Raw genomic sequence first — 20,485 nt, forward strand, 5'->3', positions numbered from 1 at the left:
CGTACCCGTCTGCAACACAAACCGCTGGAAGTTGCTGGCGCCCGAAAGGATGTGGACCTCGGTCGAGTTCGTACCCGTGGCGCTCTTCTTGACCTCGATGAGGTCCGGACGGCCGTCACGGTCCCAGTCGGCGACCAGGCTCGCGAACGTGTCGTCGGTTTCATGGAGGGGTGTGCCGGTCTGCAGGACGAACCCGCTGAAATTGGCGCGCACGCCGGAGTCGGCGGCGGACGCGCTTGCGGGGAAGGCGAGGATCATGCCCAGTAGTGCGGGGGCGACGACACCAATGGCTCTCTTGACGCGCATAGAAACGTCTCCCTGCCTCATGCCCTCGGGGGCTCCCGAGAGCCGGGTTGATGCTATGGGCGACTGTTGTGCCGAGCGCGCCGCGTGATGCGCCATAGGCCGGAAAGCACGGCTGAGCGACCGATTCCGGTCGGGGAGGCGCTGCGGGCGCCATGTGAAGACGGCCGCCCCCGGCGCCCGCGCTCAGGAGGGGCCGTCCGGGTCCCAGTTGAGCAGCCGCACCTGGGCGACGGTGCGGACGTGGCGGCGCATGGCCGCGGCCGCGGCCCGGGAGCGGCCCTCGGCGATGGCGTCCAGGATCTTCCGGTGCTGGGCGAACGACCGCTTGGGGCGGCCCGGCTGACGCAGCGACTCCTCCCGGCTCTCGCCGATCTGCTCGGCGATGGAGCGCATGAACTCGGCCAGCAGCGGGCTGTGGGCGGCCGCGGTGACCGCGGCGTGGAAGCGGCGGTCGCCCTCGACGCCGGGGCGGCCGGTCGCGATCTCGTCCTCCATCCAGTTGAGCGCCTGCTCCAGGGCCGCGAGGTCGTCGTCGGTGCGGCGCTCGGCGGCGAGTTCGGCGAGCTTGGTCTCCAGCGCCTCACGGGCGTCCAGCACATCGGGCAGCCGGCGACGGCGCTCCATCAGCCGCTCCACGGGCTCGGTGTCGAGGCTGTCGCGGAGCAGCCGCATCCCGCCGCCCTGGCGCACCTCGACCAGGCCCTGCACCTCCAGGACGACGATGGCCTGCTTGACGGAGGCGCGGCTGATACCCAGCCGCTCGGCGAGTTCCCGCTCGGTGGGCAGCTTGTCGCCCGCGCGCAGCCCGCCCTCCTCGACGTAGACCCGCAGCCGCTCCAGCACCTGCTCGTAAAGGCGCTGACGGTTCATCGGGCGCAGTGCGTCATCGGCCATCCGAGCTTCCCCCTGCTGCAGCCGGCCGCTGCGGTTGGTGACGGCTCCGATCCGCAGCGTAGCATCGGGCTACTGGAGGAGTGGTCGAGTGGCTGAGCCAATGTGTCACGCATGTATTGACTGTCGCACCACCGCGCCCGCAACGTGAGTCGCGGCTGGGCCACTTGCGACGGGAGCGCGCTCGATGTCCGACGAACTGATCTCGATACTCGTGCTGGTGGTGGTCTTCGTGATCGCCACCACCAGATCGATCAACATGGGCGCGCTCTCCTTCGCCGCCGCCTTCGGCGTGGGGGAGCTGGTCGCGGGCTTCGACGCGGACCAGATCTTCGCCGGTTTCCCGGGCGATCTGTTCGTGGTGCTGGTGGGCGTGACGTATCTGTTCGCGCTCGCGCGGGCCAACGGGACCACCGACTGGCTGGTGCACGCGGCGATCCGGCTGGTGGGCGGGCGGGTCGCGCTGATCCCCTGGGTGATGTTCGCGATCAGCGGCGTACTGACCGCGATCGGTGCGGTGAGCCCCGCGGCGGTCGCGATCGTGGCGCCCCTCGCGCTCAGCTTCGCGGCGCGCTACGCGATCAGCCCGCTGCTGATGGGCGCCATGGTGGTGCACGGCGCCCAGGGCGGCGGCTTCTCCCCCATCAGCATCTACGGCTCGATCGTCAACGGGATCGTGGAGCGGGAGAAGCTGCCGGGCAACGAGGTGACCCTGTTCCTGGCCAGCCTGGTCGTCAATCTGCTCATCGCGGCCGTCGTGTTCGTCGTCTGCGGCGGGCTGAAGCTGCCCCGCACGGACACCGCGGCCGATGCGAAGGAGGACGCGGCGCCGGACGCGGACACCCGGCTCACCCCGGCCCGTGCCGCGACCCTGGTCGCGCTGGTGGCGCTGGTGGTCGCGGTCCTCGTCTTCGACCAGGACGCCGGGCTCACCGCGATCACCCTCGCGGTCGCGCTCAGCGTCGTCTGGCCGGACCACGGCAAGCGGGCGGTCAACGAGGTCACCTGGCCGACCGTGCTGCTGATCTGCGGTGTGCTCACCTATGTCGGAGTGCTGGACGAGATGGGCACCATCACCTACGCGGGCAACGCGGTCACCGACATCGGCGTCCCGCTGCTCGCGGCGCTGCTGCTGTGCTACATCGGGGCGATCATCTCCGCCTTCGCCTCCTCCGTGGGCATCATGGGCGCGCTCATCCCGCTCGCCGTCCCCTTTCTCGCCCAGGGGGACATCGGCGCGGTGGGCATGATCGCGGCGCTCACGGTCTCGGCCACGGTCGTCGACGTCAGCCCGTTCTCGACGAACGGCGCGCTGGTGCTGGCGGCGGCGCCGGATGTCGACCGGGACCGGTTCTTCCGCCAACTGATGATCTACGGGGGCATCATGGTGGTCGTCGTCCCCGCCGCCGTGTGGCTGACGATGGTGGTCCCGGGCCTCGGCTGAACAGAGTCCGCCCCGGCCCGGGACCCCGGGCTCAGCACATCTTGTAGTCGGCCCGGCTGCTGTTGTACGAGCAGGTGTCGACCGTGCTGCCGCCGCTCTTGCGGAGCGTGGCCTTGTCGCTGGTGTTGTTCCAGACGTAGGCGCGGCGGTCCTGGTACTTGGTGGCGGAGGTGTCCGAGCCGGTGCCGGTCCGCACCGTCACGGTCTTGCCCGCGCCGAGGGTGTACGAGGGGAAGGTGTACGCGTGGCGGCTCGCGTCCACGACCACCCACCCCTTGAGGCTCACTCCGCGCGAGGTGGAGTTCTTGATCTGCACATACTCGGCGTTGAGGCTCTTGGTGCTCCGGGTGTCCGAACCGGGAGAGTCGTAGTAGATCTTGTGCAGATGCACGGAGCCCGCGGCCCCGGCGGGCGTCGCGGGATACAGCAGCGCGATGGCACAGCCCGCCGCGATGGCGGCACTGACCCTGGCGGTCGTACGGAACATGACGTCTCTCCCCTGGTGTCGCGGTGGTGCGCACACAGACGGACGGACGGCCGCGCCCGAGATGGTTTGGGAGTCACGAGGTGACTCCCTCGGTGCGGCCGTCCGTCCGTCTTCCCCCACCTGTGTGGGCAACCAGAGTGGACCGCGGGGCTCCGTGGCGGCAGGGCTGCGCGGCCCCTGATCAGGGGTCCGTCCGGCCCTTGCGCGGGGTGAGAGTTGGTGCGGGGGCGCGTCAGCGTCCGTACTGCGCCCCGCCGTTGATGTGCAGCACCTGCCCGGTGACGTACGCCGCCTCCGGGGAGGCCAGATAGCGGATGGCGGCGGCTATCTCGGCGGGCGTGCCCGGCTGTCCGGTGAGCGTCTGCCCGATCTGCTGGGCGATGAACTCGGGAGTGCCGCGCTCGCCGAAGAACTCGGTGTCCTCGACATAGCCCGGGGCCACCGCGTTGGCGGTGACGCCCTCCGCGCCCAGCCGCTTGGCCAGGTCGAAGGTGTAGGTGTGCAGAGCGGCCTTGGTGCCGCCGTACGAACCGGGGCCGCGCAGCGCCGCCACCGAGGAAAGGTGCACGATCCGGCCACCGGGGCGGGCGATATGCGGAATGAGGGCTTCGGTCAACAGCACGGCGGTGAGGACGTTGGCCTCGAAGTTGCGCTGGTACTGGTCGGCGATGCCTTCCAGGGTGCCGTCATTGCCGGGTGCGACATTGCCGCCCGCGTTGGTGACGATCACGTCGACGGGGCCGTCGGCGGCGATTTCGCCGGCGGCGCGCCGGGTCTGCCCGGGGTCGCTCAGGTCGGCGCCGGTCCAGGTGACCAGGCCGTCCCCGTGGGCGGCGTTCAGCTTCTCGGCCGCCGCGCGCAGCACTTCGGTGCGGCGTCCCACGATGACGACCCGGTCGCCGTCCGCCGCGAAGGACTCCGCGGTCGCCAGACCGATGCCCGTACCGCCGCCCGACACCACGATCCGTCGCCCCATTACGGCCTCCATCGTGCAAATCATTGAATCTCGATCATATGCGTGAATTGACGCTAAGCAGAAAGCGCTTTCCCGTCAAGGGTGTTGGCTTGCGTTCAGTATTGACAGGTTCTGTCGCGAATGGCCGAATGATCGGCGCCCCACCTTGTTCCAACAGCTGTTCCGGCAAGGAGGACCTGTGCGTTTACGTTCGGCTCTCACCAGACCCGTTGTCGCGGCCCTCGTCCTGGCGCTCGGCGTACTCGGCCTGCTGACCGGCCCCGGCCCCGTCGCGGCCGCCGCAGCGGACGACCGCGAACCCGGTCCCGTCATCAACGGCCTGCGCGGCGACTACTACCTCCAGTCCGCCCCGGGCGCCTTCGACTTCCATGAACTCAAGGCGACCACTCTCGATCCGTCCCTCGACTTCGACAATCTGGAGCCGCGGCTGCAGACCGCCACCGGGCGGTCCGACGACGTCAGCGTCCGGTGGACCGGGAGCCTCGTCCCCGAGCGCTCCGGGGCGCATACGTTCTCCATCACCGGCGACAACGGCTTCCGGCTGTGGATCGACGGCAAGCCCGTCATCGACCACTGGGTCGACGACTGGGACAAGGAACAGGTGTCCGGGCCGGTCGAGCTGACCGAGGGCCGCTCGTACGACATCAAGGTCGAGTACTTCGAGCACTACGGCGGCTCCAACTTCCATCTCGCCTGGACCCCGCCCGGCCAGGCCAAGGAGCCGGTACCGGCGTCGGCGTTCCGGCTGCCCCCGGACTTCGGCTACGAGGGTCCGGTGAGCAGTGCCGTGCAGCCGGACGGCCGGACGCTGCTGATGGACTTCACCCGCCCGCTCACCGCTCCCCCGGCCGGGCTGACCGGCCACCTCACCGCCGTCATCGGCGGCGCGGCCTGGCCGCTGGGCCGGGCCCGGCTGGACCCGGCCGACCCCTCGCGGCTGCTGCTCGCGCTCAAGGAGCCGGTGGTGGGCCGCGGCGGCGAGGCGATCGTGCGCTACGACGGCGAGGGCGGCCTGGAGAACGATCAGGGAACCGTCGATCAGTTCCTCGCCTTCGGCGGCAACAAGTCGACATATCAGCTCAGCACTCCCTGGGCCAAGGACGTCGGCCCGGACAACGCCCACCCCGAGTACCCGCGCCCGCAGCTGACCCGCGAGCGGTGGAAGAACCTCAACGGCACCTGGCAGTTCGCCGCCGCGACACAGGGCCAGGCGCCGCCGTTCGGGCAGCGGCTGAGGGAACGCGTCCTGGTGCCGTACCCGGTGGAGTCCAAGCTGTCCGGGCTGGAGCGCCACGAGGACCGCATGTGGTACCGGCGCACCTTCACCGTCCCCGAGAACTGGAACGTCGGCGACGGACAGCGGCTGAAGCTGAACTTCGACGCCGTGGACTGGCAGGCCGAGGTCTACGTCAACGGCACCCGGGTCGCCGAACACCGCGGCGGCTACGACCGGTTCAGCGCCGACGTCACCGACGCCCTGCGTCCCGGCCGCACCCAGGAGCTGCTGGTCGGCGTGTACGACCCGACCGACGCCAAGGACGGCGAGAACCCGCCGATGGGCAAGCAGCGGCTGGATCCCAGCGGCATCTTCTACACCCCCTCCTCCGGCATCTGGCAGCCGGTCTGGATGGAGCCGGTGGCCGCCGACCACGCCGACAGCCTCAAGCTGACCCCGGACGTGCCGGGCGAGGCAGTCACCGCTGAGGTCCGCGGCGTACGGGACGGCGTGCCGGTCACCGCGACCGCGTACGACGGGAAGCGCGCGGTCGGCACGGCGAGCGGGCGCACCGGCTCGGCCCTGACCGTCCCGGTGCCCTCGTCCCGGCTGTGGTCCCCCGACGATCCGCATCTGTACCGGCTGAAGGTGACCGTCGGGCGGGGCGCGCGGGCCGATCGGACCGAGAGCTACTTCGGCATGCGCGCCATCGCGGTCGAGGAGGTCGACGGCAAGAAGCGCATCGTGCTCAACGGGAAGCCGTTCTTCTCGATGGCCACCCTGGACCAGGGCTTCTGGCCGGACGGCCTGCACACCGCGCCGACGGACGAGGCCCTGGCGTACGACCTGAAGGCGCACAAGCGGATGGGGTTCAACTCCGTGCGCAAGCACATCAAGGTCGAACCCGACCGCTGGTACTACTGGGCGGACCGGCTCGGGCTGCTGGTGTGGCAGGACATGCCGTCCATGAACACCATCGCGCCCTCGGAGAAGGCGCAGGGCCAGTACGAGCGTGAGCTGAAGGCCATGATCGACCAGCACATCAGCAGCCCGTCGATCGGCATCTGGGTCACCTTCAACGAGAGCTGGGGCCAGTACGGCGGACCCAAGGTGCCCGCGCTCGCCAAGGGCTGGGACCCCACCCGGCTCATCGACGGCGCCAGCGGCTGGAACGACACCGGCAACGGCGACCTCGCCGACATCCACGCCTACCCCGGCCCCGGCGAGCCCCGCCCCGACGCGAAGCGGGCGGGCGTCATCGGCGAGTACGGCGGTCTCGGCCTGGCCGTACCGGGGCACGCCTGGCCGGTGCAGCACACCTATGTGGGCGTGGACCAGGAGCAGTACACGGCCGAATATCTGAAGCTGCTCGACAAGGTGCGGCAACAGGTCGCGTGCCATGGGAACAGCGGCGCGGTCTACACCCAGATCACGGATGTGGAGGGCGAGCTGAACGGGCTCATCACCTATGACCGCAGAGAGGTCAAACCCGATGTGGAACGGCTGCGCGAGGCGCACCGGTCCCTGATCCGCGCGGCGGAGGACCCGGCGTCGATGGAGTGCACCGGCTAGACCGCGAGGAGCGGTGGCGCCCCGCCCGGTGGTTTGCCGGGCGGGGCGCCCTACCGGGTCTACTCGTCGACCCTGAGCTTGAAGTGGAGGAGCGGGCCCGCGAGGGTGAGGGTGCCCTGGCCGTAGGCGGAGTGGTAACTGCCGGTGCCGCCGACGATCGCCGTCTTGGCGGTGACCGTCGCACGGCCCTTGTGGGTGACCTGGTCGCTGAGCACCAGCGAGCCCTTCTTCAGCCGCAGCACCCGGGTGCACTGGACGACGAGTTTGCTGGCGGTGACTCTGACGGTGTCGCACCGCGAGGTGCCGTTACCGGCGTACTTCTTGCCCTTCTCGGTGTAGAGCTTGAGCCGGGTCTTCCAGCTGTCGCCGGGCTCGACCCGGTGGGGCTTGGTGCTGACCACGGTGACGCCGAGCAGATCGACCTTCTCGATGTCCCCGCCCGCGGCGGCCCCCGCGACGGACGGCGGGAGCAGGGTCAGGGCGGTGGCCAGGGCGGCGGTGGTGACGATGCCACGGACAGCTGACGGAATCATGGAACCTCCAGGCTCAGGGGTGGGGTGTGACCGGCGGGCGGCGTAGCGGACGTGAGGTCAGTCGTCGACGGCGAGGGAGAAGCGGATCCGGTCCCGCCGCACGGTGACGGTGCCCTGGCCCTCGGCGTCGTTGTAGTGGCCGGTGCCGCCGAGGATGGCGGTCCTGGCGGTGACCGCCGCGCGGCCCTGATGGGTGATCAGGTCGGCGAGGACCAGCGAGCCCTTCTTGAGGCGCAGCACGCGGGTGCACTGGACAAGCCGTTTGCGGGCGGTGACCTCGACGGCGGTGCACTGGGAGGTGCCGTCACCGGCGCGCTTCCGCTTGGGGGTGTAGAGCTTCAGGTACGTCGTCCAGGAGTCACCGGCCCGGACGCCGTCGGGCCTGTTGTCCGCCACCGTCACACCGGTCACCGTGACCTTCTCGATGTCCTTGTCGCCCGCGTCCGCCCCTGCGGCGGAGGCGGGGAGCAGCACACAGACGGTGGTCAGAGCGGTGGTGGTGACGACGCCACGGACGGCTGGACTGATCATGGAGCCTCCAGGCTCGCGGGATGCCCCGGACCTCCCGGAGCCCTGACCGGTCATTCCATGTAAATGATCACTTTGGGGCAAGGCGGCCCGCACAAGCGGACCGATGTGCCACCCGGTCAGATGCATCGCCCGGGCCGCGCGCGGTCTTGAACGCCGCCGCGCGCCGTGTCAGCGTGACGAACCGTCCGGCCCGTCCGACCATTCGGGAGACACTGGTGACCGCATCCCCCTCCCTGCCCGTGGACATCATGCGCGCCCGGCGCCACGGCATCGCCGATCTGCTGGCGCGCAGCGCCGCCCGGCTGCCCGGCAAGACGGCCGTGGTGTTCGGCGCGCTGCGGCAGACGTACGCGGAGCTGGACGCCCTGGTGAGCCGTACGGCGGGCGCGCTGGCGGCGCGCGGTGTCGCCAAGGGCGACCGGGTGGTGCTGTTCGCGCGCAACTCGCACGGCTATGTGGTGGCGTACTTCGCGCTGGCCCGGCTGGGCGCGGTGTCGGTGCCGGTCAACTTCATGCTGCGGCCGCCGGAGGTCGCGTATCTCCTCGCCCACTCGGGCGCGGTCGGTGTCATCGCGGGGGACGGTCTGCTGGAGGCGGCCGACGCGGCGCTGGCCGAGGCGGCGCCGGAGCGTCTCGTGCTGCGCGCGGCCATCGGCGCGGAGGGGCGGCAGGGGCAGCAGGAGCGGGACGGCTGGGAGGACTTCGCGGCGCTGGGCGCGGAGTACGGCCATCCGGTGCCCGACCCGGCGCTGGAGGACGACGATCCGGTCCAGCTCATGTACACCTCGGGGACGGAGTCGCGACCCAAGGGCGCGATCATGACGAGCCGCTGTCTCATCTCGCAGTATCTGACGACGATCGTGGACGGCGGGATGACGGCCGACGACGTCGAGGTCCACGCGCTGCCGCTGTACCACTGCGGCCAGTTGCACGCCTTCCTCACCCCGGACGTCCACCTGGGCGCCACCTCGATCATCCTGCCCGGCCCGGACCCGGCGGCGCTGCTGGCGACGATCGAGGAGGAGCGGGTGACCAAGCTGTTCGCGCCGCCCACCGTGTGGATCGCGCTGCTGCGGCATGCGGAGTTCGGGCGGCGCGATCTGTCGTCGCTGCGGAAGGGGTACTACGGCGCCGCGGCCATGCCGGTCGCCGTGCTGGCCGAGCTGCGGCGGCGGCTGCCGGGGATCGCGTTCTACAACCTCTACGGGCAGACCGAGATGTCGCCGATCGCGACCGTCCTGGGCCCGGCCGACCAGGAGCGCAAGGCCGGGTCGGCGGGGCGGGCCGCGCTCAACGTCGAGACGCTGGTGGTGGACGAGGAGGACCGGCCCGTGCCGCCGGGCACGGTCGGGGAGATCGTGCACCGCGGCCCGCACACCATGCTCGGCTACTGGCGGGATCCCGAGCGCACCGCTGAGGCGTTCCGGGGCGGCTGGTTCCACAGCGGCGATCTCGGGGTGATGGACGAGGAGGGCTATCTGACCGTCGTCGACCGCAAGAAGGACATGGTCAACAGCGGCGGGGAGAACGTGTCCGGGCGCGAGGTGGAGGAGATTCTGCACGCCCACCCGGCGGTGGCGGAGGCCGCGGTGTTCGGCGTGCCGCATCCGTACTGGATCGAGGCGGTGACGGCGGTCGTGGTGGCCAGGCCCGGGGAGCGGGTGTCGGCCGAGGAGATCACGGCGCACTGCGGGGAGCGGCTGGCCGGGTTCAAGGTGCCCAAGTACGTGGTGGTGGCCGCGGCCCTGCCGAAGAACCCCAGCGGCAAGATCCTCAAACGGGAGCTGCGCGACACCTACGGACACCTCGGCACCGACGGTTGACGGTTCTGTGTCAACTGTTCGAGAGGGCCCTGGAAAGGGGTTTTAAGATGCGGTATTCCCCTGCCGTGCCGACGAACCGCCCGAGGGCCCTTGATGAGCAAAGTCCTGAATCTTGACGCTCTACCCGAGCCATCCAAGCTCAAACGCGTGAAGAGACGGCGGCCAGGGCTCTGGGTGGCCAATGCCGTGGTGCTGGTGTTCGCCGCGATGGCGGTGACCACGATATTCACCAACCCGCGCTTCGAGTGGGACACCGTCGCGAAATACTTCTTCGAGATCCGGATCATGAAGGGTATCGGGGTCAGCCTGGGAATGACCGGCGTGACCATGGCATTCGCCCTGGTACTGGGGACCGTTGTAGCGCTCATGCGGATGGGTTCCTCGCGGCTGATGTCGGCGGCCGCGGGCACGTTTATCTGGGTGTTCCGCTCAATTCCCATGCTGGTGCAGCTGCTTTTCTGGTACAACCTGGCGGCGCTGTTTCCCACGCTGTCCCTCGGAATCCCCTGGGGCCCAAGTTTCGTCACCTTCGACGCGAATTCCCTGCTGGGTCCGCTTACTGCCGCGGTCATCGGATTGACCCTGCATGAGACGGCCTACGTGGCGGAACTGATCCGTTCCGGTCTGCTCTCCGTACCGGAGGGGCAGCGCCAGGCGGCCGCCGCGCTCGGTTTGACGCCGACTCAGATCTTCTTCCGCATCACTCTCCCCCAGGCGCTGCGCGTGATCGTGCCGCCGATGGGAAATGAGCTGATATCTCTCCTCAAGGCGACATCTCTGGTCAGCGTGATCTCCCTTGCGGATCTGCTCTACTCGGTGCAGCTCATTTATTCCAAGAACTTCCAGACCGTTCCCCTGTTGATTGTGGCCGCGATCTGGTACATGATCATCACCGGCGTCATCACCCTCGTGCAGCAGCGCCTGGAGCGACGTCTGGGGCGACACACGCTGATACCGGCCGAAAAGGTCGGCAAAGTGAAGAGGATCGAGCACTCGGTATGACCGTGGCATCGGAAAGGGGAGCGCAGCCCATCGTCTCCCTGCGCGGGATCGTCAAGTCGTTCCGCTCCACGGAGGTGCTGCACGGCATTTCCCTGGATATCCACCGGGGTGAGACGGTCTGTGTCATCGGCCCGTCCGGATCGGGCAAGAGCACGCTGCTGCGCTGCGTCAACCACCTGGAGGTCCCGGACGACGGCATGGTCGTGGTCGACGGCAGCGTCATCGGCTACCGGCTGCGCGGCACCTCCCTGCATGAGCTGGGCGCCCGCGAACTGGCCGCGCAGCGCTCGGCCATGGGCATGGTCTTCCAGAGCTTCAACCTGTTCCCCCACCTCACCGCCCGCGAGAACATCGTGGAGGCGCCGCGCCGGGTCCTCGGTCTGTCGAAGGCGAAGGCCGACGCCCGCGCCGAGGAGCTGATGCGCCGGGTGGGGCTCGGCCACAAGCTCGACAGCTACCCCGAGCAGCTGTCCGGCGGCCAGCAGCAGCGCGTGGCCATCGCCCGGGCGCTGGCGATGCGGCCGAAGGTGATGCTGTTCGACGAGCCGACCTCCGCCCTGGACCCCGAGATGGTCCAGGAGGTGCTGAGCGTCATCCGGGACCTGGCCCGGGAGGGGATGACCCTGGTGGTCGTCACGCATGAGATGCGCTTCGCCGCCGAGGTCGCCGACCGCGTCGTGTTCATGGACGACGGGCGGATCGTCGAGGAGGGCCCGCCGGACCGGCTGTTCGGCTCCCCCTCCCATGAGCGCACCCGTACGTTCCTGTCGAAGGTCAGCGCATGAGCACCGGACGTCCCCTGCCCGCCAAGACCCGCGCCCGGCTGGACCTGTGGGACGGCTACCGCTCGTACCACTACCTGGAGCCGGGCGCGGACTTCCAGGACTTCCCGCTGGTGCCCGCGGTGGGCCGGGTGCCCGGATCGGGGCCGGTGTGGAGCGAGGACGTCGAGACCCGGGCGCGGGACTTCGAGGAACGCCATCTGGTGATCTCCGCGCACGACCATCTGTCGCTGCGGCCTTCTGACCCGGCGGACTTCGCCGCGTTCCGCCGCCAGGGCCGGGAGGCGATCCCGTACGAGGGCATGGCGCACTCGGGCGTGGACCTGTTCTTCGACGGCGGCCCGGCCGCCGTCAGCATGATCCGCTCGCACACCCCCTGGGACTGGGACGACGCGGTGAGCGATCTGGCCATGCGGCAGGCCGACTTCGCCCACCAGCGCCTGGTGGCCCCGGTCCGCACCCTGGAGGACGCGGAGCGGGCCCGGGCCGGGAACCAGGTGGGCGTGGTGCTGACCCTGGAGTCCGCGTCCCCCATCGGGAACGACGTCGACCGGCTCGATCTGCTGTACGGGCTGGGCGTACGGCTGCTCGGGCTGGTCTACAGCGAGAGCAACCAGCTCGGCTCGGGGCTCGCGGACACCGGCGACACCGGACTGACCGTGCTCGGCCGCCGCGCCCTGCGGCGGATGAACGACCTCGGCGTCATCGTCGACGTATCCCACTCCGGGGACGCGACGGCGCTGGACGCGGTGCGCCGCTCGACCCATCCCGTGGTGATCACCCACGCCGGGTCGCGGGCGCTGTGGCCGACGCCGCGGATGAAGCCCGACGATGTGATCCGGGCGTGCGCGGGCTCCGGCGGGTTCATCGGCGTCGAGGCGGCCCCGCACACGACCATCACCACCCGGCACCCCCGGCACAGCCTGGAGTCGGTGATGGAACACGTGGAGCGCTGCCTTGACCTGGTCGGCATCGACCACGTGGCCTTCGGCCCGGACACCAACTTCGGCGATCACACCGCCTGGCACCGCACGTTCGCCCCGCTCTTCGGCAAGGACGACGCGCACGACGGCCAGAGTTCCGGACCGCCGCCGCACGAGCCGGTCGACTACGTCCACGGCTGTGAGAACCCCGCGGAGGCCGTCGGCAACATGATCCGCTGGCTGTTCGACCACGGCTACTCCGAGGACGACGTGGCCAAGCTCGCCGGGGGCAATGTGCGGCGCGTCGCCGAGACCGTCTGGGGCCGCTGACCTTAAGGCCCGTAACCCCCCACGCCCTCTCATCCGGATCAGCCGGATCTCCCGAAATGGAGCACAGCCCATGCGCCACCGTCCCAGCGCCGCCGGGTGCGCCCTGCTCGTGTCCCTCGCGCTCACCCTCACCGCCTGTTCGGTCGACGACACTCCGGACGACAAGGGCAAGTCCAAGGAGGCCGTGCCCACGCCGACCCTCGCCCTGGAGCCGAAGGACGACGAGCTGGCCGCCCAGGTGCCCGCGGAGTACAAGAAGAAGACCCTGGTCATGGGGGTCAGCGAGTACGACCCATATGTGACCATCGGCTCCGACGGGAAGATCACCGGTCTGGTCCCGGACCTCACCAAGCAGCTCGCCTCCCAGCTGGACATCAAGATCAAGGTGACGCGGACGCCGTTCGACGCGGTGATCCCGGGGCTGAAGTCCGGCCGGATCGACCTCAGCGCGCCCTCCGGTGACTTCGTCGAGCGCCAGAAGGAGGTCGACTTCGCCGACTTCGCGCAGAGCCAGGTGACCGTGATGGTGAACAAGGAAAGCGGCTTCCGCCCGGAGTCCGGCATCGGGATCTGCGGGCACAAGGTCGGCGTCGAGAAGGGCGCGGGCACCGAGAACGTGCTCGCGGGGCTGAGCAAGCGGTGCGCCAAGCAGGGCAAGAAGGCCGTGCAGCCGCAGGCGTACGGGGACCTGGCCGCCGCGAGCCTGGCGCTGCAGAGCAAGCGGATCGACGCGGTCGTGGCGCCCAGCGCCTCCAACACCACCGTCAGCGAGGCCTCGGACGACAAGTTCGAGACGCTGGAGCTGAAGGACTTGCTCACCCTCCCCGCGGCGACGGCGATCTACGGCATCCAGGCCAAGAAGGGCACCGGCCTCGCCGCCGTGATCGTCAAGGGGCTGCGGGAGATGCAGGAGTCGGGCACCTACGCGAAGCTGTTCGGCGGCTGGGGGATGCCGCTGTCCACCGTCACCCGGTCGGAGATGCTGCTCAACGGCTCGAAGCAGTCCCAGACAAAATGAGCGGCTCCCCCATGGCACCGACCGGGCGGACCGAGGCCGCGGAACACCTCGGCGGAGGACTGTGGCGCCGCCTTGTGCGCGTACCCCTTCGGGACGGCGTGGTCCTCGCCGCGGATCTGTACGCGGCCGAGGAGCGGCCCGGTCCGCGCCCGGTGATCCTGGAGCGCACCCCGTACGGCCGCCGCGACATCCGCGAGTCGGACCGCTGCCGCCATGACGAGCCGGTGCCGGCCCCCGAGGAGACGTCCGCCTTCTTCGTCCGCGCCGGATACCACGTGGTGCGGCAGGACTGCCGGGGCCGGGGCGACTCCGAGGGCACCTTCGTGAAGTACCTGGGCGAGGGGCCGGACGGCGCGGACACCCTCGACTGGATCGCCGGACAGCCCTGGTGCGACGGGCGGGTCGCGATGATGGGGGTGTCCTACTCGGCGCACGCCCAGACGGCGGCCGCGGCCGAGTCCCCTGCCCCGCTGGCCGCGATGTTCATGGACTCCGGCGGCTTCGCGAGCGCGTACGAGGCGGGCATGCGGATGGGCGGCGCCTTCGAACTCAAGCAGATCACCTGGGCGTTCCGGCACGGTGAGGAGAGCCCGGAGGCGGAGCGGGACCCGCTGGTGCGCAAGGCGTTCGCCGGTACCGATCTGCGGGACTGGTTCACCGTGCTGCCGTGGCGCACCGGCGTCTCCCCGCTCGCGCAGGTCGGCCAGTACGAGCGGTATCTGCTGGACCAGTGGCGGCACGACGCGTTCGGCGCGTACTGGCGGCAGCCCGCGATCTACGGGCGGGGCCACTACGACCGCTTCCCGGACGTGCCGACGCTGCACATGGCGAGCTGGTACGACCCGTATGTGCGCTCCACGATCGAGAACTTCACGGCCATGGGGCGGCTCAAGACGTCCCCGGCGTATCTGGTGATGGGTCCGTGGACGCACGGCGCGCGCTGTGTCACCTTCGCCGGTGATGTGGACTTCGGGCCCGCCGCGACGTTCAGCGACAACGTGGACACCTCGTATCTGGCCTTCCGGCAGCGCTGGTTCGACACGGTGCTGCGCGGCGGTGATCCCGAGGAGTTCCCCCGGGTGCGCTACTTCCTGATGGGCGGGGGCGACGGCCTCCGCGACGCGGCCGGGCGGATGCGGCACGGCGGCCGGTGGCACACCGACACCCAGTGGCCGCCGACCGGGACCCGGGAGACGGCGTTCTACTGCCACACCTCGGGGGAGCTGAGCCGGGAGAGACCCGGGGGCACGGACGCGTGGGTCGAGTACGACTTCGATCCGGGCGACCCGGTGCCCACCCTCGGCGGTCAGGTGACCTCGGGCGAGCCGGTGATGGTCGGGGGCGCCTTCGACCAGGTGCCGGACGAGCGCTTCTACGGCGCCCGCGCACCGTATCTGCCGCTGAACTCACGGCCCGATGTGATCTCGCTGGTCACCCCGCCGCTGGCGGAGCCGCTGGAGGTGGCGGGCCCGGTCACCGCCCGGCTGTTCATCTCCTCGACCGCGCCGGACACCGACTTCACGGTGAAGCTGGTCGATGTGCACCCGCCGAACGAGGACTATCCGCACGGGTTCGCCATGAACCTCACCGAGGGCATCTTCCGGTGCCGCTTCCACGCGTCGTTCGAGCGGCCCGAGCCGCTGGTGGCGGGCGAGGTGTACGAGATCGAGATCCCGGCGCCGGACACCGCCAACCGCTTCGGGGCCGGACACCGGCTGCGGGTGGACATCTCGTCGAGCAACTTCCCGCGCTTCGACGTCAACTCGGGCACCGGTGAGGCCGAGGCCGTCACCCGGCGCAAGGTGGTCGCCACCAACCGCGTCCACATGGACGCCAGCCACCCCTCGGCGGTGCTGCTGTGGACGCGGCCCGGCTGACCGGCCTCGGCGTATGAGCGCATTCAGCGCATGATGGTGGCCAGTACGTCCTGTCCCAGCCGGAGCAGGGTGCCGGTGGCCAGCCGGTGGTACACGTACTTGCCCTCACGCTCCGACTCCACCAGCCCGGCGTCCCGCAGCTGCCGCAGGGTGCGCGAGACCTGCGTATCGTCCAGGCCGAGCCGCTGCGCCAGTTCGGAGGTGGTGATCGGCTCGCCCAGCAGATGGCGGCACAGCTCCATCCGGCCCAGCGAGGCCAGCGCGGACATCCTCTCCCGCAGCTCCCGCTGGGTGAGCTGGCCGTCGGCCTGCCCCTCCAGGGCGGCGAACTGCAGCACGACGGGATGGGACTCCTCGTCCTTGACGGTCAGATGCGGCCAGACATGGACGGACGGGATCAGGAAGAGCGGGCGCGGGCCGATGTCGATCTCGGCGACGGCCAGCTTGTCGTAGCGCACCCGCGTACCGCCCTGGGAGACGACCGCGGTGGGACTGAGCCCGGCCAGCACCTCGGCCAGACCGCTTCGGCGGATGTCGGTGCGGAACCGCACCACGGCCGCCTCCAGCCGGTCGTGCACCGCACGCCACTCGGCCGCGAAGAACGCGGTGCCGCAGCGCTCCAGGAAGTCGATCAGCCGGGCCCGCATCCCCTCCGGCGAGGCCATCAGCTCATGCGCCAGCTCACCGCGCCGGAACGAACGCCGCTCGCACTGGGTGATGAAGCGGCACGCGGCCTCCGGGTCGTTGAGCAGGCTGTGGGCGTCGGGCACCCGCTCCCGGAAGCCCAGCACGCCCTGGGCGCACAGCTCCGTGAACTCCTCCAGCGGCAGCTTCTCCAGCAGCCGCAGCTCGTCCTCGAAGGACTGGTCCAGCGGCAGCGCCAGCGGGAACAGCAGGCGGCAGCGCAGCCGCGCCCACAGCGGCGACAGGGCGCTCATCTCCTGGGTGAGCGGCACGTCGAACGTCGTGCCCAGGCGGCGCGTCCAGCGCTGGGCCTCGGGGTGGTGGTCGGGCTCGGCCAGGATGTGCAGCACCGACATGAGCTCGGCGAGCGGCGAGCGCCCGACGTGGACGTCGGCCGCTCGCGCTGACCGGAGGTTGAGCGTGATCCCCACCCGCGCAGCGTACCGCCGGACGCGGGCCGGGGGATCAGTCGCGGGGAAGGAGGGGGCCGAGCGGGCCGAGGTCGAGGTTCAGGTCATCCTCGGTGAGCCCGAAGTGTTCCCGCAGCTCCTCCATGTTCTTCTCCAGCGCCATCAGCGTGAGCCCGAGCTTCTCGATCTGCTCGTCGCTGACGCCTCCCTGGTCGACGCGGCGCAGCGCCTGCCGCTCCATGAGCTGGCGCAGCAGCTCCACGATGGTCAGCACCAGACCGGCCAGGCTCTTGCGGACCGACTCCTCGTCCACTTCGAGCCGACGGTGCTGGCCAGGGGTATGGTCGTCAGGGCGGCGCTCGATGCTCATCTGCGTCTTCCATGTCTTCTATCCGTACAGAAGCGATCAGCGCGCGAAGGGATATGCGCACCAGATCGATGTCGGCGATGCTCAGCGTGATCTCCCCGGCGATCACCACGCCCCCGGCCAGCACCCGGTCGAGCAGATCGACCAGGGCCACTTCGCGGCGTTCGATCGCGTGGGTCACGACGCCTCCTCACGCTCGGGCGGCGCGGTGAACGAGTACGGCGGCCACGGCCCGCTCAGCTCCAGGTCGACGTCCGGGTACCGCTCCCCCAGCTCGGTCACGGCGGCGGTGAACTGCTCCGTCCGGTCGTCCGGCACCAGATAGGAGTTGTTCAGCACCATCCAGCCCTCGTACGCGGCCAGCCGCGCGTCCTGCGGCGGATGGGCGGCGCTCGCCGCGGCCAGCGCGGTGAGGGCGGTGTGGATCTCCTCCGCCCGCTCGGTGGCCCGCAGATGGGCGGTCTCCTTGTCGTCCCGCTGGGCGCGGCGGCGCAGCAGATACGCGGTGCCTGGGGTGTCGCCGCCGGAGCCCTCCTCGTCGCCCGGGTCGGGCAGGAAGGCGCGCGGATCGACGTACGCCTTGACGCCCCACTCGGTCCGTCCGGCCACCCGGGCGAGGGTGTCCGTGAGGTCGTCCCGCCGCTCCCGGAGCATCGTGCGGACCCGGCCGTCGTCGTGGTAGATCGTGGCGAAGCGCAGCGGAATGACCTGGCCGTATCCGGCCGCCCGGCCGATGACCCGGTGGTGGGCCCTGGCCGCCCGCTCCAGCCACGGCAGATCCTCCAGGTGGGCGCGGAGCGGCTCCTCGCCGAAGTCGGCCAGCGGTACGGATCCGACGACGGCGGCCAGCCCGGCGTTCTCGACCAGGCGCACCGGTTCACCGGCCACTCCGGTGAGCCCGGGCGGGGTGCCGCCGCCCGCGTCGCGGGTCGCGGTGGTCACCGCGTACAGCCAGGTGGCACGGGCCTCCTCGGTCACGGTTCGTCCTCCCGTCCGCGCCCCTGTTCATCGGCGTGGCGCTCCGTGTCGCGGCCGGACTCCAGCTCGCCGACGCGCCGCCGCAGCCGCTCGTTCTCGTCCAGGACGTCGCGGGCGCCGGAGGAGAGCGTGGGGTCGTGCTCCCACCAGTCGATGCCCATCTCCTTGGCCCGGTCGACGGAGGCGACCAGCAGCCGGATCTTGATGGTCAGCAGCTCGATGTCCAGCAGGTTGATCTGGATGTCCCCGGCGATGACGATGCCCTTGTCGAGCACCCGCTCCAGGATGTCGGCCAGGCTCGACGACTCCCGGCGGGCCGGTTCTGGCGGGCCGCCCATGCGCCTGCTCGGCACGTTCCAGTCGGCGCCCTGGCTCATGTCCGCTCCTCCGACCTGCCGCGGTAGTAGCGCCGGGCGCGGCGGTACGAGACGAGTTCGCCGTCGTCGTCGACCTCGACCCGGTACTCGGCGAGGATGTCGGTGGAGTCCGGGATGCGGTGGGTCTCCAGCACTTCGACGCCGATGAGCCAGCCGCCGTCCCTCTGGCGCTCCACCGAGGTGACGCTCTCCGGGTCGTGTCCGGTCAGGTCCCGCAGCTGGCGGGCGGCGCTGCGGGCGGCCGACCGGGCGGTGGTCGCGGGGCGGCGCGTCTCGGCGGGGGCGCGCCGGTTCGCGGGCGCGGGGCGCTTGGATTCGGGCGCTGGGCGGCGAGCGCGGCGGGGCCGCTCCCGCTCCTCGCCGTGGTCGCGTCCGTCCCGTTCCTCAGGGACCACGGCTCACACCTCCAGGCCCCCGCCGGGCGGGCCGCCCGCCATCAGCCGCCGGACGAGTTCGTCCTCCTGCCGGGCCGCCTCCTCCTCGGTCAGCTCCCCGGATTCCCGCTGCTCCGCGACCTCTTCCAGGCGCTGCTGGATCACCCCGGGGTCGTACAGCTGCCGGTGGGCCTCGTCGTGGAGCTGCTCGGCGATCCAGACGACGCCGCGCACCGGGGCCCGCGGCCAGGTGACCAGTCCGCTGAACAGTCCCATGGCTATGCGCCTTCCTCGACCGTTTCCTCGACCGTTTCCTTGGCCGGGCTCATCGCGTCGGCCACGAAGTCGTACGGGGCCAAGGGGCCGAGCAGCCGGATCCTGACCCGGCCGTCCCAGTGCTTGGCCAGCTCCTCGGCGGCCTGCTCGAAGGCGGTCCGGCGGTCGTCCTCGACCAGGAAGGACGCGGTCACCAGCCCTTCGGCGGAGGACGGTTCCGTAACTCTCGAGGCGAGCACGCACGGGCCCAGCCTGCGGTCCACCTCCAGCACGTCCACCGCCCGCTTGGCGGCGATGGCGTCCATGACCAGCTGGCCCAGCTGGATGCGCTGGTCGTACCCGGCCTCCTCGGGCAGCCCCTGAAGCTCCTCGCGGAGCCGTACGGCCTCGGGCTGCTCGGTCAGCACCTCACGCAGCACCGCGTCCTGGACGTAGCGGGCGCGCAGGGTGAACTGGGAGCGGCCGCGCAGCCGGTCGAGGGCGCGCTGGAAGTCCTCGTGTCCCTCGGGGAGCAGTTCACCGGTGACCGCGGTGGTGTCGCGCACCACCGTGCCGAAGCGGAACGGCAGCACCGGGGATGACCTGGCCGCCAGGGAGTCCAGCACCCGGGCGTGGGCGCGCAGATCCTCGGGGGTGCCCAGCGGCTTGTCCACGGGCACCTCGCTGACCACGGCGGCCTGGCCGCCGTGGCGCACCAGGGTCACCGCGGCGTCCGGATCGCCCACGGCGCCCAGGTCCCTGACGGCGTCGTCGCTCCGGTCGCCCGGGACGACCCCGTATACGTAGCAGGCACGTCCGTCCTCGGCCATCACCGCTCGCGCTCCCTGCTCGAACTCCGCCGGTGCCGGGGCCGGTCACCGGATTCCCGCCGTGGCGCTTCCTCGCGCTCCGCCGCCCCGTCCCCGAACTCGTCGCTCCTGTCGGCCTCGTCGGCCTGGTCGTCGCCCTGGAGCAGATCGGAGACGGTGTCCTTGACGCCTTCCAGCGCGCCCTTGGTCTTCTTCCGCCCGCCGCCCTCCTGGATCTCGTCCATGAGGCCGGGCAGCCCCTTGGTCTCGGTGCCGCTGCGGGCGAGGTCGAGACGGTTCGTCGCCTCGGCGAACCGCAGATAGGTGTCGACGCTGGCGACGACGATGCGGGCGTCGATGGTCAGGATCTCGATGCCCACCAGGGACACCCGGACGTACACGTCGATGACCAGTCCCTTGTCCAGGATCAGGTCGACCACGTCGACCAGGGCGCTCGAACTGGCCCGGTCGAGATACTGGCTCTGCTGGCTTGCTACGGTCACCACGCTCACCTGTTCCG

At 70.6% G+C, this 20,485-nt stretch carries 22 protein-coding genes and 1 pseudogene; 8 read left to right on the forward strand and 15 right to left on the reverse strand.

What is annotated here, in order from left to right; all coding sequences use genetic code 11:
• A pseudogene (locus ACFV9T_RS14245) lies at positions 1-306 on the reverse strand (VCBS repeat-containing protein); the annotation flags it as partial.
• A 183-nt stretch (positions 307-489) separates the two neighbouring features.
• Complete coding sequence (locus tag ACFV9T_RS14250) at positions 490-1,200, reverse strand: FadR/GntR family transcriptional regulator (RefSeq protein ID WP_385439808.1); 711 nt, start codon at positions 1,198-1,200, stop codon at positions 490-492.
• Positions 1,201-1,384: 184 nt separating this feature from the next.
• On the opposite strand from ACFV9T_RS14250, the gene ACFV9T_RS14255 reads away from it, so the two are divergent.
• Positions 1,385-2,641, forward strand: a complete 1,257-nt coding sequence (locus ACFV9T_RS14255; protein ID WP_385439810.1) for an SLC13 family permease — start codon at positions 1,385-1,387, stop codon at positions 2,639-2,641.
• 31 nt (positions 2,642-2,672) lie between these two features.
• On the opposite strand, the gene ACFV9T_RS14260 is transcribed toward ACFV9T_RS14255, so the two are convergent.
• Positions 2,673-3,128: a lamin tail domain-containing protein gene (locus tag ACFV9T_RS14260; RefSeq protein WP_385439812.1), complete on the reverse strand. Its 456-nt coding sequence runs from the start codon at positions 3,126-3,128 to the stop codon at positions 2,673-2,675.
• A 232-nt stretch (positions 3,129-3,360) separates the two neighbouring features.
• Positions 3,361-4,104, reverse strand: coding sequence for an SDR family NAD(P)-dependent oxidoreductase (locus ACFV9T_RS14265; RefSeq protein ID WP_385439814.1), 744 nt, complete (start codon positions 4,102-4,104; stop codon positions 3,361-3,363).
• Between the two features lie 178 nt (positions 4,105-4,282).
• Here ACFV9T_RS14265 and ACFV9T_RS14270 point away from each other — a divergent pair, with 178 nt between their 5' ends.
• The gene (locus ACFV9T_RS14270) at positions 4,283-6,892 is read left to right on the forward strand and encodes a PA14 domain-containing protein (RefSeq protein WP_385439817.1); all 2,610 of its coding nucleotides are present in this window, start codon (positions 4,283-4,285) and stop codon (positions 6,890-6,892) included.
• Between the two features lie 59 nt (positions 6,893-6,951).
• Here ACFV9T_RS14270 and ACFV9T_RS14275 read toward each other — a convergent pair whose 3' ends face one another.
• Both ACFV9T_RS14275 and ACFV9T_RS14280 read right to left on the reverse strand, forming a co-directional pair.
• On the reverse strand, positions 6,952-7,425 hold the full coding sequence (locus ACFV9T_RS14275; protein ID WP_385439819.1) for a hypothetical protein: 474 nt from the start codon (positions 7,423-7,425) through the stop codon (positions 6,952-6,954).
• 57 nt (positions 7,426-7,482) lie between these two features.
• On the reverse strand, positions 7,483-7,956 hold the full coding sequence (locus tag ACFV9T_RS14280; RefSeq protein WP_385439822.1) for a hypothetical protein: 474 nt from the start codon (positions 7,954-7,956) through the stop codon (positions 7,483-7,485).
• A 248-nt stretch (positions 7,957-8,204) separates the two neighbouring features.
• On the opposite strand from ACFV9T_RS14280, the gene ACFV9T_RS14285 reads away from it, so the two are divergent.
• From ACFV9T_RS14285 to ACFV9T_RS14310, 6 genes are all read left to right on the forward strand, one after another.
• Positions 8,205-9,779, forward strand: coding sequence for a fatty acyl-CoA synthetase (locus ACFV9T_RS14285; RefSeq protein ID WP_385439928.1), 1,575 nt, complete (start codon positions 8,205-8,207; stop codon positions 9,777-9,779).
• Between the two features lie 93 nt (positions 9,780-9,872).
• On the forward strand, positions 9,873-10,781 hold the full coding sequence (locus tag ACFV9T_RS14290; protein WP_385439824.1) for an amino acid ABC transporter permease: 909 nt from the start codon (positions 9,873-9,875) through the stop codon (positions 10,779-10,781).
• Positions 10,778-11,566 (forward strand): amino acid ABC transporter ATP-binding protein, encoded by a 789-nt coding sequence (locus ACFV9T_RS14295; RefSeq protein ID WP_385439826.1) that lies wholly within the window; start codon positions 10,778-10,780, stop codon positions 11,564-11,566. The genes ACFV9T_RS14290 and ACFV9T_RS14295 overlap by 4 nt, the downstream gene beginning before the upstream one ends.
• Complete coding sequence (locus ACFV9T_RS14300) at positions 11,563-12,816, forward strand: dipeptidase (protein WP_385439827.1); 1,254 nt, start codon at positions 11,563-11,565, stop codon at positions 12,814-12,816. Before ACFV9T_RS14295 ends, ACFV9T_RS14300 begins: the two co-directional genes overlap by 4 nt.
• A gap of 70 nt (positions 12,817-12,886) precedes the next feature.
• Positions 12,887-13,834, forward strand: a complete 948-nt coding sequence (locus ACFV9T_RS14305; RefSeq protein WP_385439829.1) for a transporter substrate-binding domain-containing protein — start codon at positions 12,887-12,889, stop codon at positions 13,832-13,834.
• Between the two features lie 11 nt (positions 13,835-13,845).
• A complete protein-coding gene (locus tag ACFV9T_RS14310) occupies positions 13,846-15,711 on the forward strand; it encodes a CocE/NonD family hydrolase (RefSeq protein WP_385439832.1) in 1,866 nt (621 codons plus the stop codon).
• A gap of 23 nt (positions 15,712-15,734) precedes the next feature.
• Here ACFV9T_RS14310 and ACFV9T_RS14315 read toward each other — a convergent pair whose 3' ends face one another.
• Genes ACFV9T_RS14315 through gvpJ form a run of 9 tightly spaced genes read right to left on the reverse strand, consistent with a single transcriptional unit; the run spans position 15,735 to position 20,471 of the window.
• Complete coding sequence (locus ACFV9T_RS14315; protein ID WP_385439833.1) at positions 15,735-16,826, reverse strand: DUF5937 family protein; 1,092 nt, start codon at positions 16,824-16,826, stop codon at positions 15,735-15,737.
• A gap of 34 nt (positions 16,827-16,860) precedes the next feature.
• Positions 16,861-17,175 (reverse strand): gas vesicle protein K, encoded by a 315-nt coding sequence (locus ACFV9T_RS14320; protein ID WP_385439835.1) that lies wholly within the window; start codon positions 17,173-17,175, stop codon positions 16,861-16,863.
• Complete coding sequence (locus ACFV9T_RS14325; protein ID WP_361484548.1) at positions 17,153-17,353, reverse strand: gas vesicle protein; 201 nt, start codon at positions 17,351-17,353, stop codon at positions 17,153-17,155. Before ACFV9T_RS14325 ends, ACFV9T_RS14320 begins: the two co-directional genes overlap by 23 nt.
• On the reverse strand, positions 17,350-18,150 hold the full coding sequence (locus ACFV9T_RS14330; RefSeq protein ID WP_385439837.1) for a GvpL/GvpF family gas vesicle protein: 801 nt from the start codon (positions 18,148-18,150) through the stop codon (positions 17,350-17,352). Before ACFV9T_RS14330 ends, ACFV9T_RS14325 begins: the two co-directional genes overlap by 4 nt.
• Positions 18,147-18,527, reverse strand: a complete 381-nt coding sequence (locus ACFV9T_RS14335) for a gas vesicle protein (protein WP_385439838.1) — start codon at positions 18,525-18,527, stop codon at positions 18,147-18,149. The genes ACFV9T_RS14330 and ACFV9T_RS14335 overlap by 4 nt, the downstream gene beginning before the upstream one ends.
• A complete protein-coding gene (gene gvpO / locus ACFV9T_RS14340) occupies positions 18,524-18,922 on the reverse strand; it encodes a gas vesicle protein GvpO (RefSeq protein WP_385439839.1) in 399 nt (132 codons plus the stop codon). The genes ACFV9T_RS14335 and gvpO overlap by 4 nt, the downstream gene beginning before the upstream one ends.
• A gap of 3 nt (positions 18,923-18,925) precedes the next feature.
• Positions 18,926-19,177 (reverse strand): gas vesicle protein GvpG, encoded by a 252-nt coding sequence (locus ACFV9T_RS14345; protein ID WP_385439842.1) that lies wholly within the window; start codon positions 19,175-19,177, stop codon positions 18,926-18,928.
• A gap of 2 nt (positions 19,178-19,179) precedes the next feature.
• Positions 19,180-19,986, reverse strand: coding sequence for a GvpL/GvpF family gas vesicle protein (locus ACFV9T_RS14350; RefSeq protein WP_385439844.1), 807 nt, complete (start codon positions 19,984-19,986; stop codon positions 19,180-19,182).
• Positions 19,986-20,471, reverse strand: a complete 486-nt coding sequence (gene gvpJ, locus ACFV9T_RS14355; protein WP_385439845.1) for a gas vesicle protein GvpJ — start codon at positions 20,469-20,471, stop codon at positions 19,986-19,988. Before gvpJ ends, ACFV9T_RS14350 begins: the two co-directional genes overlap by 1 nt.
• Between the last annotated feature and the right edge of the window lie 14 nt (positions 20,472-20,485).

This window comes from Streptomyces sp. NPDC059850, from assembly GCF_042731515.1.
Taxonomy (GTDB): Bacteria; Actinomycetota; Actinomycetes; order Streptomycetales; family Streptomycetaceae; genus Streptomyces.

What these genes read in the sequence shown, in the direction of transcription:
- ACFV9T_RS14275 (WP_385439819.1), bottom strand. Translation starts at nt 7,425, where the DNA reads ATGATTCCGTCAGCTGTCCGTGGCATCGTCACCACCGCCGCCCTGGCC.
- ACFV9T_RS14335 (WP_385439838.1), bottom strand. Translation starts at nt 18,527, where the DNA reads ATGAGCCAGGGCGCCGACTGGAACGTGCCGAGCAGGCGCATGGGCGGC.
- ACFV9T_RS14320 (WP_385439835.1), bottom strand. Translation starts at nt 17,175, where the DNA reads ATGAGCATCGAGCGCCGCCCTGACGACCATACCCCTGGCCAGCACCGT.
- ACFV9T_RS14300 (WP_385439827.1), top strand. Translation starts at nt 11,563, where the DNA reads ATGAGCACCGGACGTCCCCTGCCCGCCAAGACCCGCGCCCGGCTGGAC.
- ACFV9T_RS14345 (WP_385439842.1), bottom strand. Translation starts at nt 19,177, where the DNA reads ATGGGACTGTTCAGCGGACTGGTCACCTGGCCGCGGGCCCCGGTGCGC.
- ACFV9T_RS14260 (WP_385439812.1), bottom strand. Translation starts at nt 3,128, where the DNA reads ATGTTCCGTACGACCGCCAGGGTCAGTGCCGCCATCGCGGCGGGCTGT.
- ACFV9T_RS14265 (WP_385439814.1), bottom strand. Translation starts at nt 4,104, where the DNA reads ATGGGGCGACGGATCGTGGTGTCGGGCGGCGGTACGGGCATCGGTCTG.
- ACFV9T_RS14310 (WP_385439832.1), top strand. Translation starts at nt 13,846, where the DNA reads ATGGCACCGACCGGGCGGACCGAGGCCGCGGAACACCTCGGCGGAGGA.
- ACFV9T_RS14250 (WP_385439808.1), bottom strand. Translation starts at nt 1,200, where the DNA reads ATGGCCGATGACGCACTGCGCCCGATGAACCGTCAGCGCCTTTACGAG.
- ACFV9T_RS14305 (WP_385439829.1), top strand. Translation starts at nt 12,887, where the DNA reads ATGCGCCACCGTCCCAGCGCCGCCGGGTGCGCCCTGCTCGTGTCCCTC.
- ACFV9T_RS14255 (WP_385439810.1), top strand. Translation starts at nt 1,385, where the DNA reads ATGTCCGACGAACTGATCTCGATACTCGTGCTGGTGGTGGTCTTCGTG.
- ACFV9T_RS14295 (WP_385439826.1), top strand. Translation starts at nt 10,778, where the DNA reads ATGACCGTGGCATCGGAAAGGGGAGCGCAGCCCATCGTCTCCCTGCGC.
- ACFV9T_RS14280 (WP_385439822.1), bottom strand. Translation starts at nt 7,956, where the DNA reads ATGATCAGTCCAGCCGTCCGTGGCGTCGTCACCACCACCGCTCTGACC.
- ACFV9T_RS14290 (WP_385439824.1), top strand. Translation starts at nt 9,873, where the DNA reads ATGAGCAAAGTCCTGAATCTTGACGCTCTACCCGAGCCATCCAAGCTC.
- ACFV9T_RS14350 (WP_385439844.1), bottom strand. Translation starts at nt 19,986, where the DNA reads ATGGCCGAGGACGGACGTGCCTGCTACGTATACGGGGTCGTCCCGGGC.
- ACFV9T_RS14285 (WP_385439928.1), top strand. Translation starts at nt 8,205, where the DNA reads ATGCGCGCCCGGCGCCACGGCATCGCCGATCTGCTGGCGCGCAGCGCC.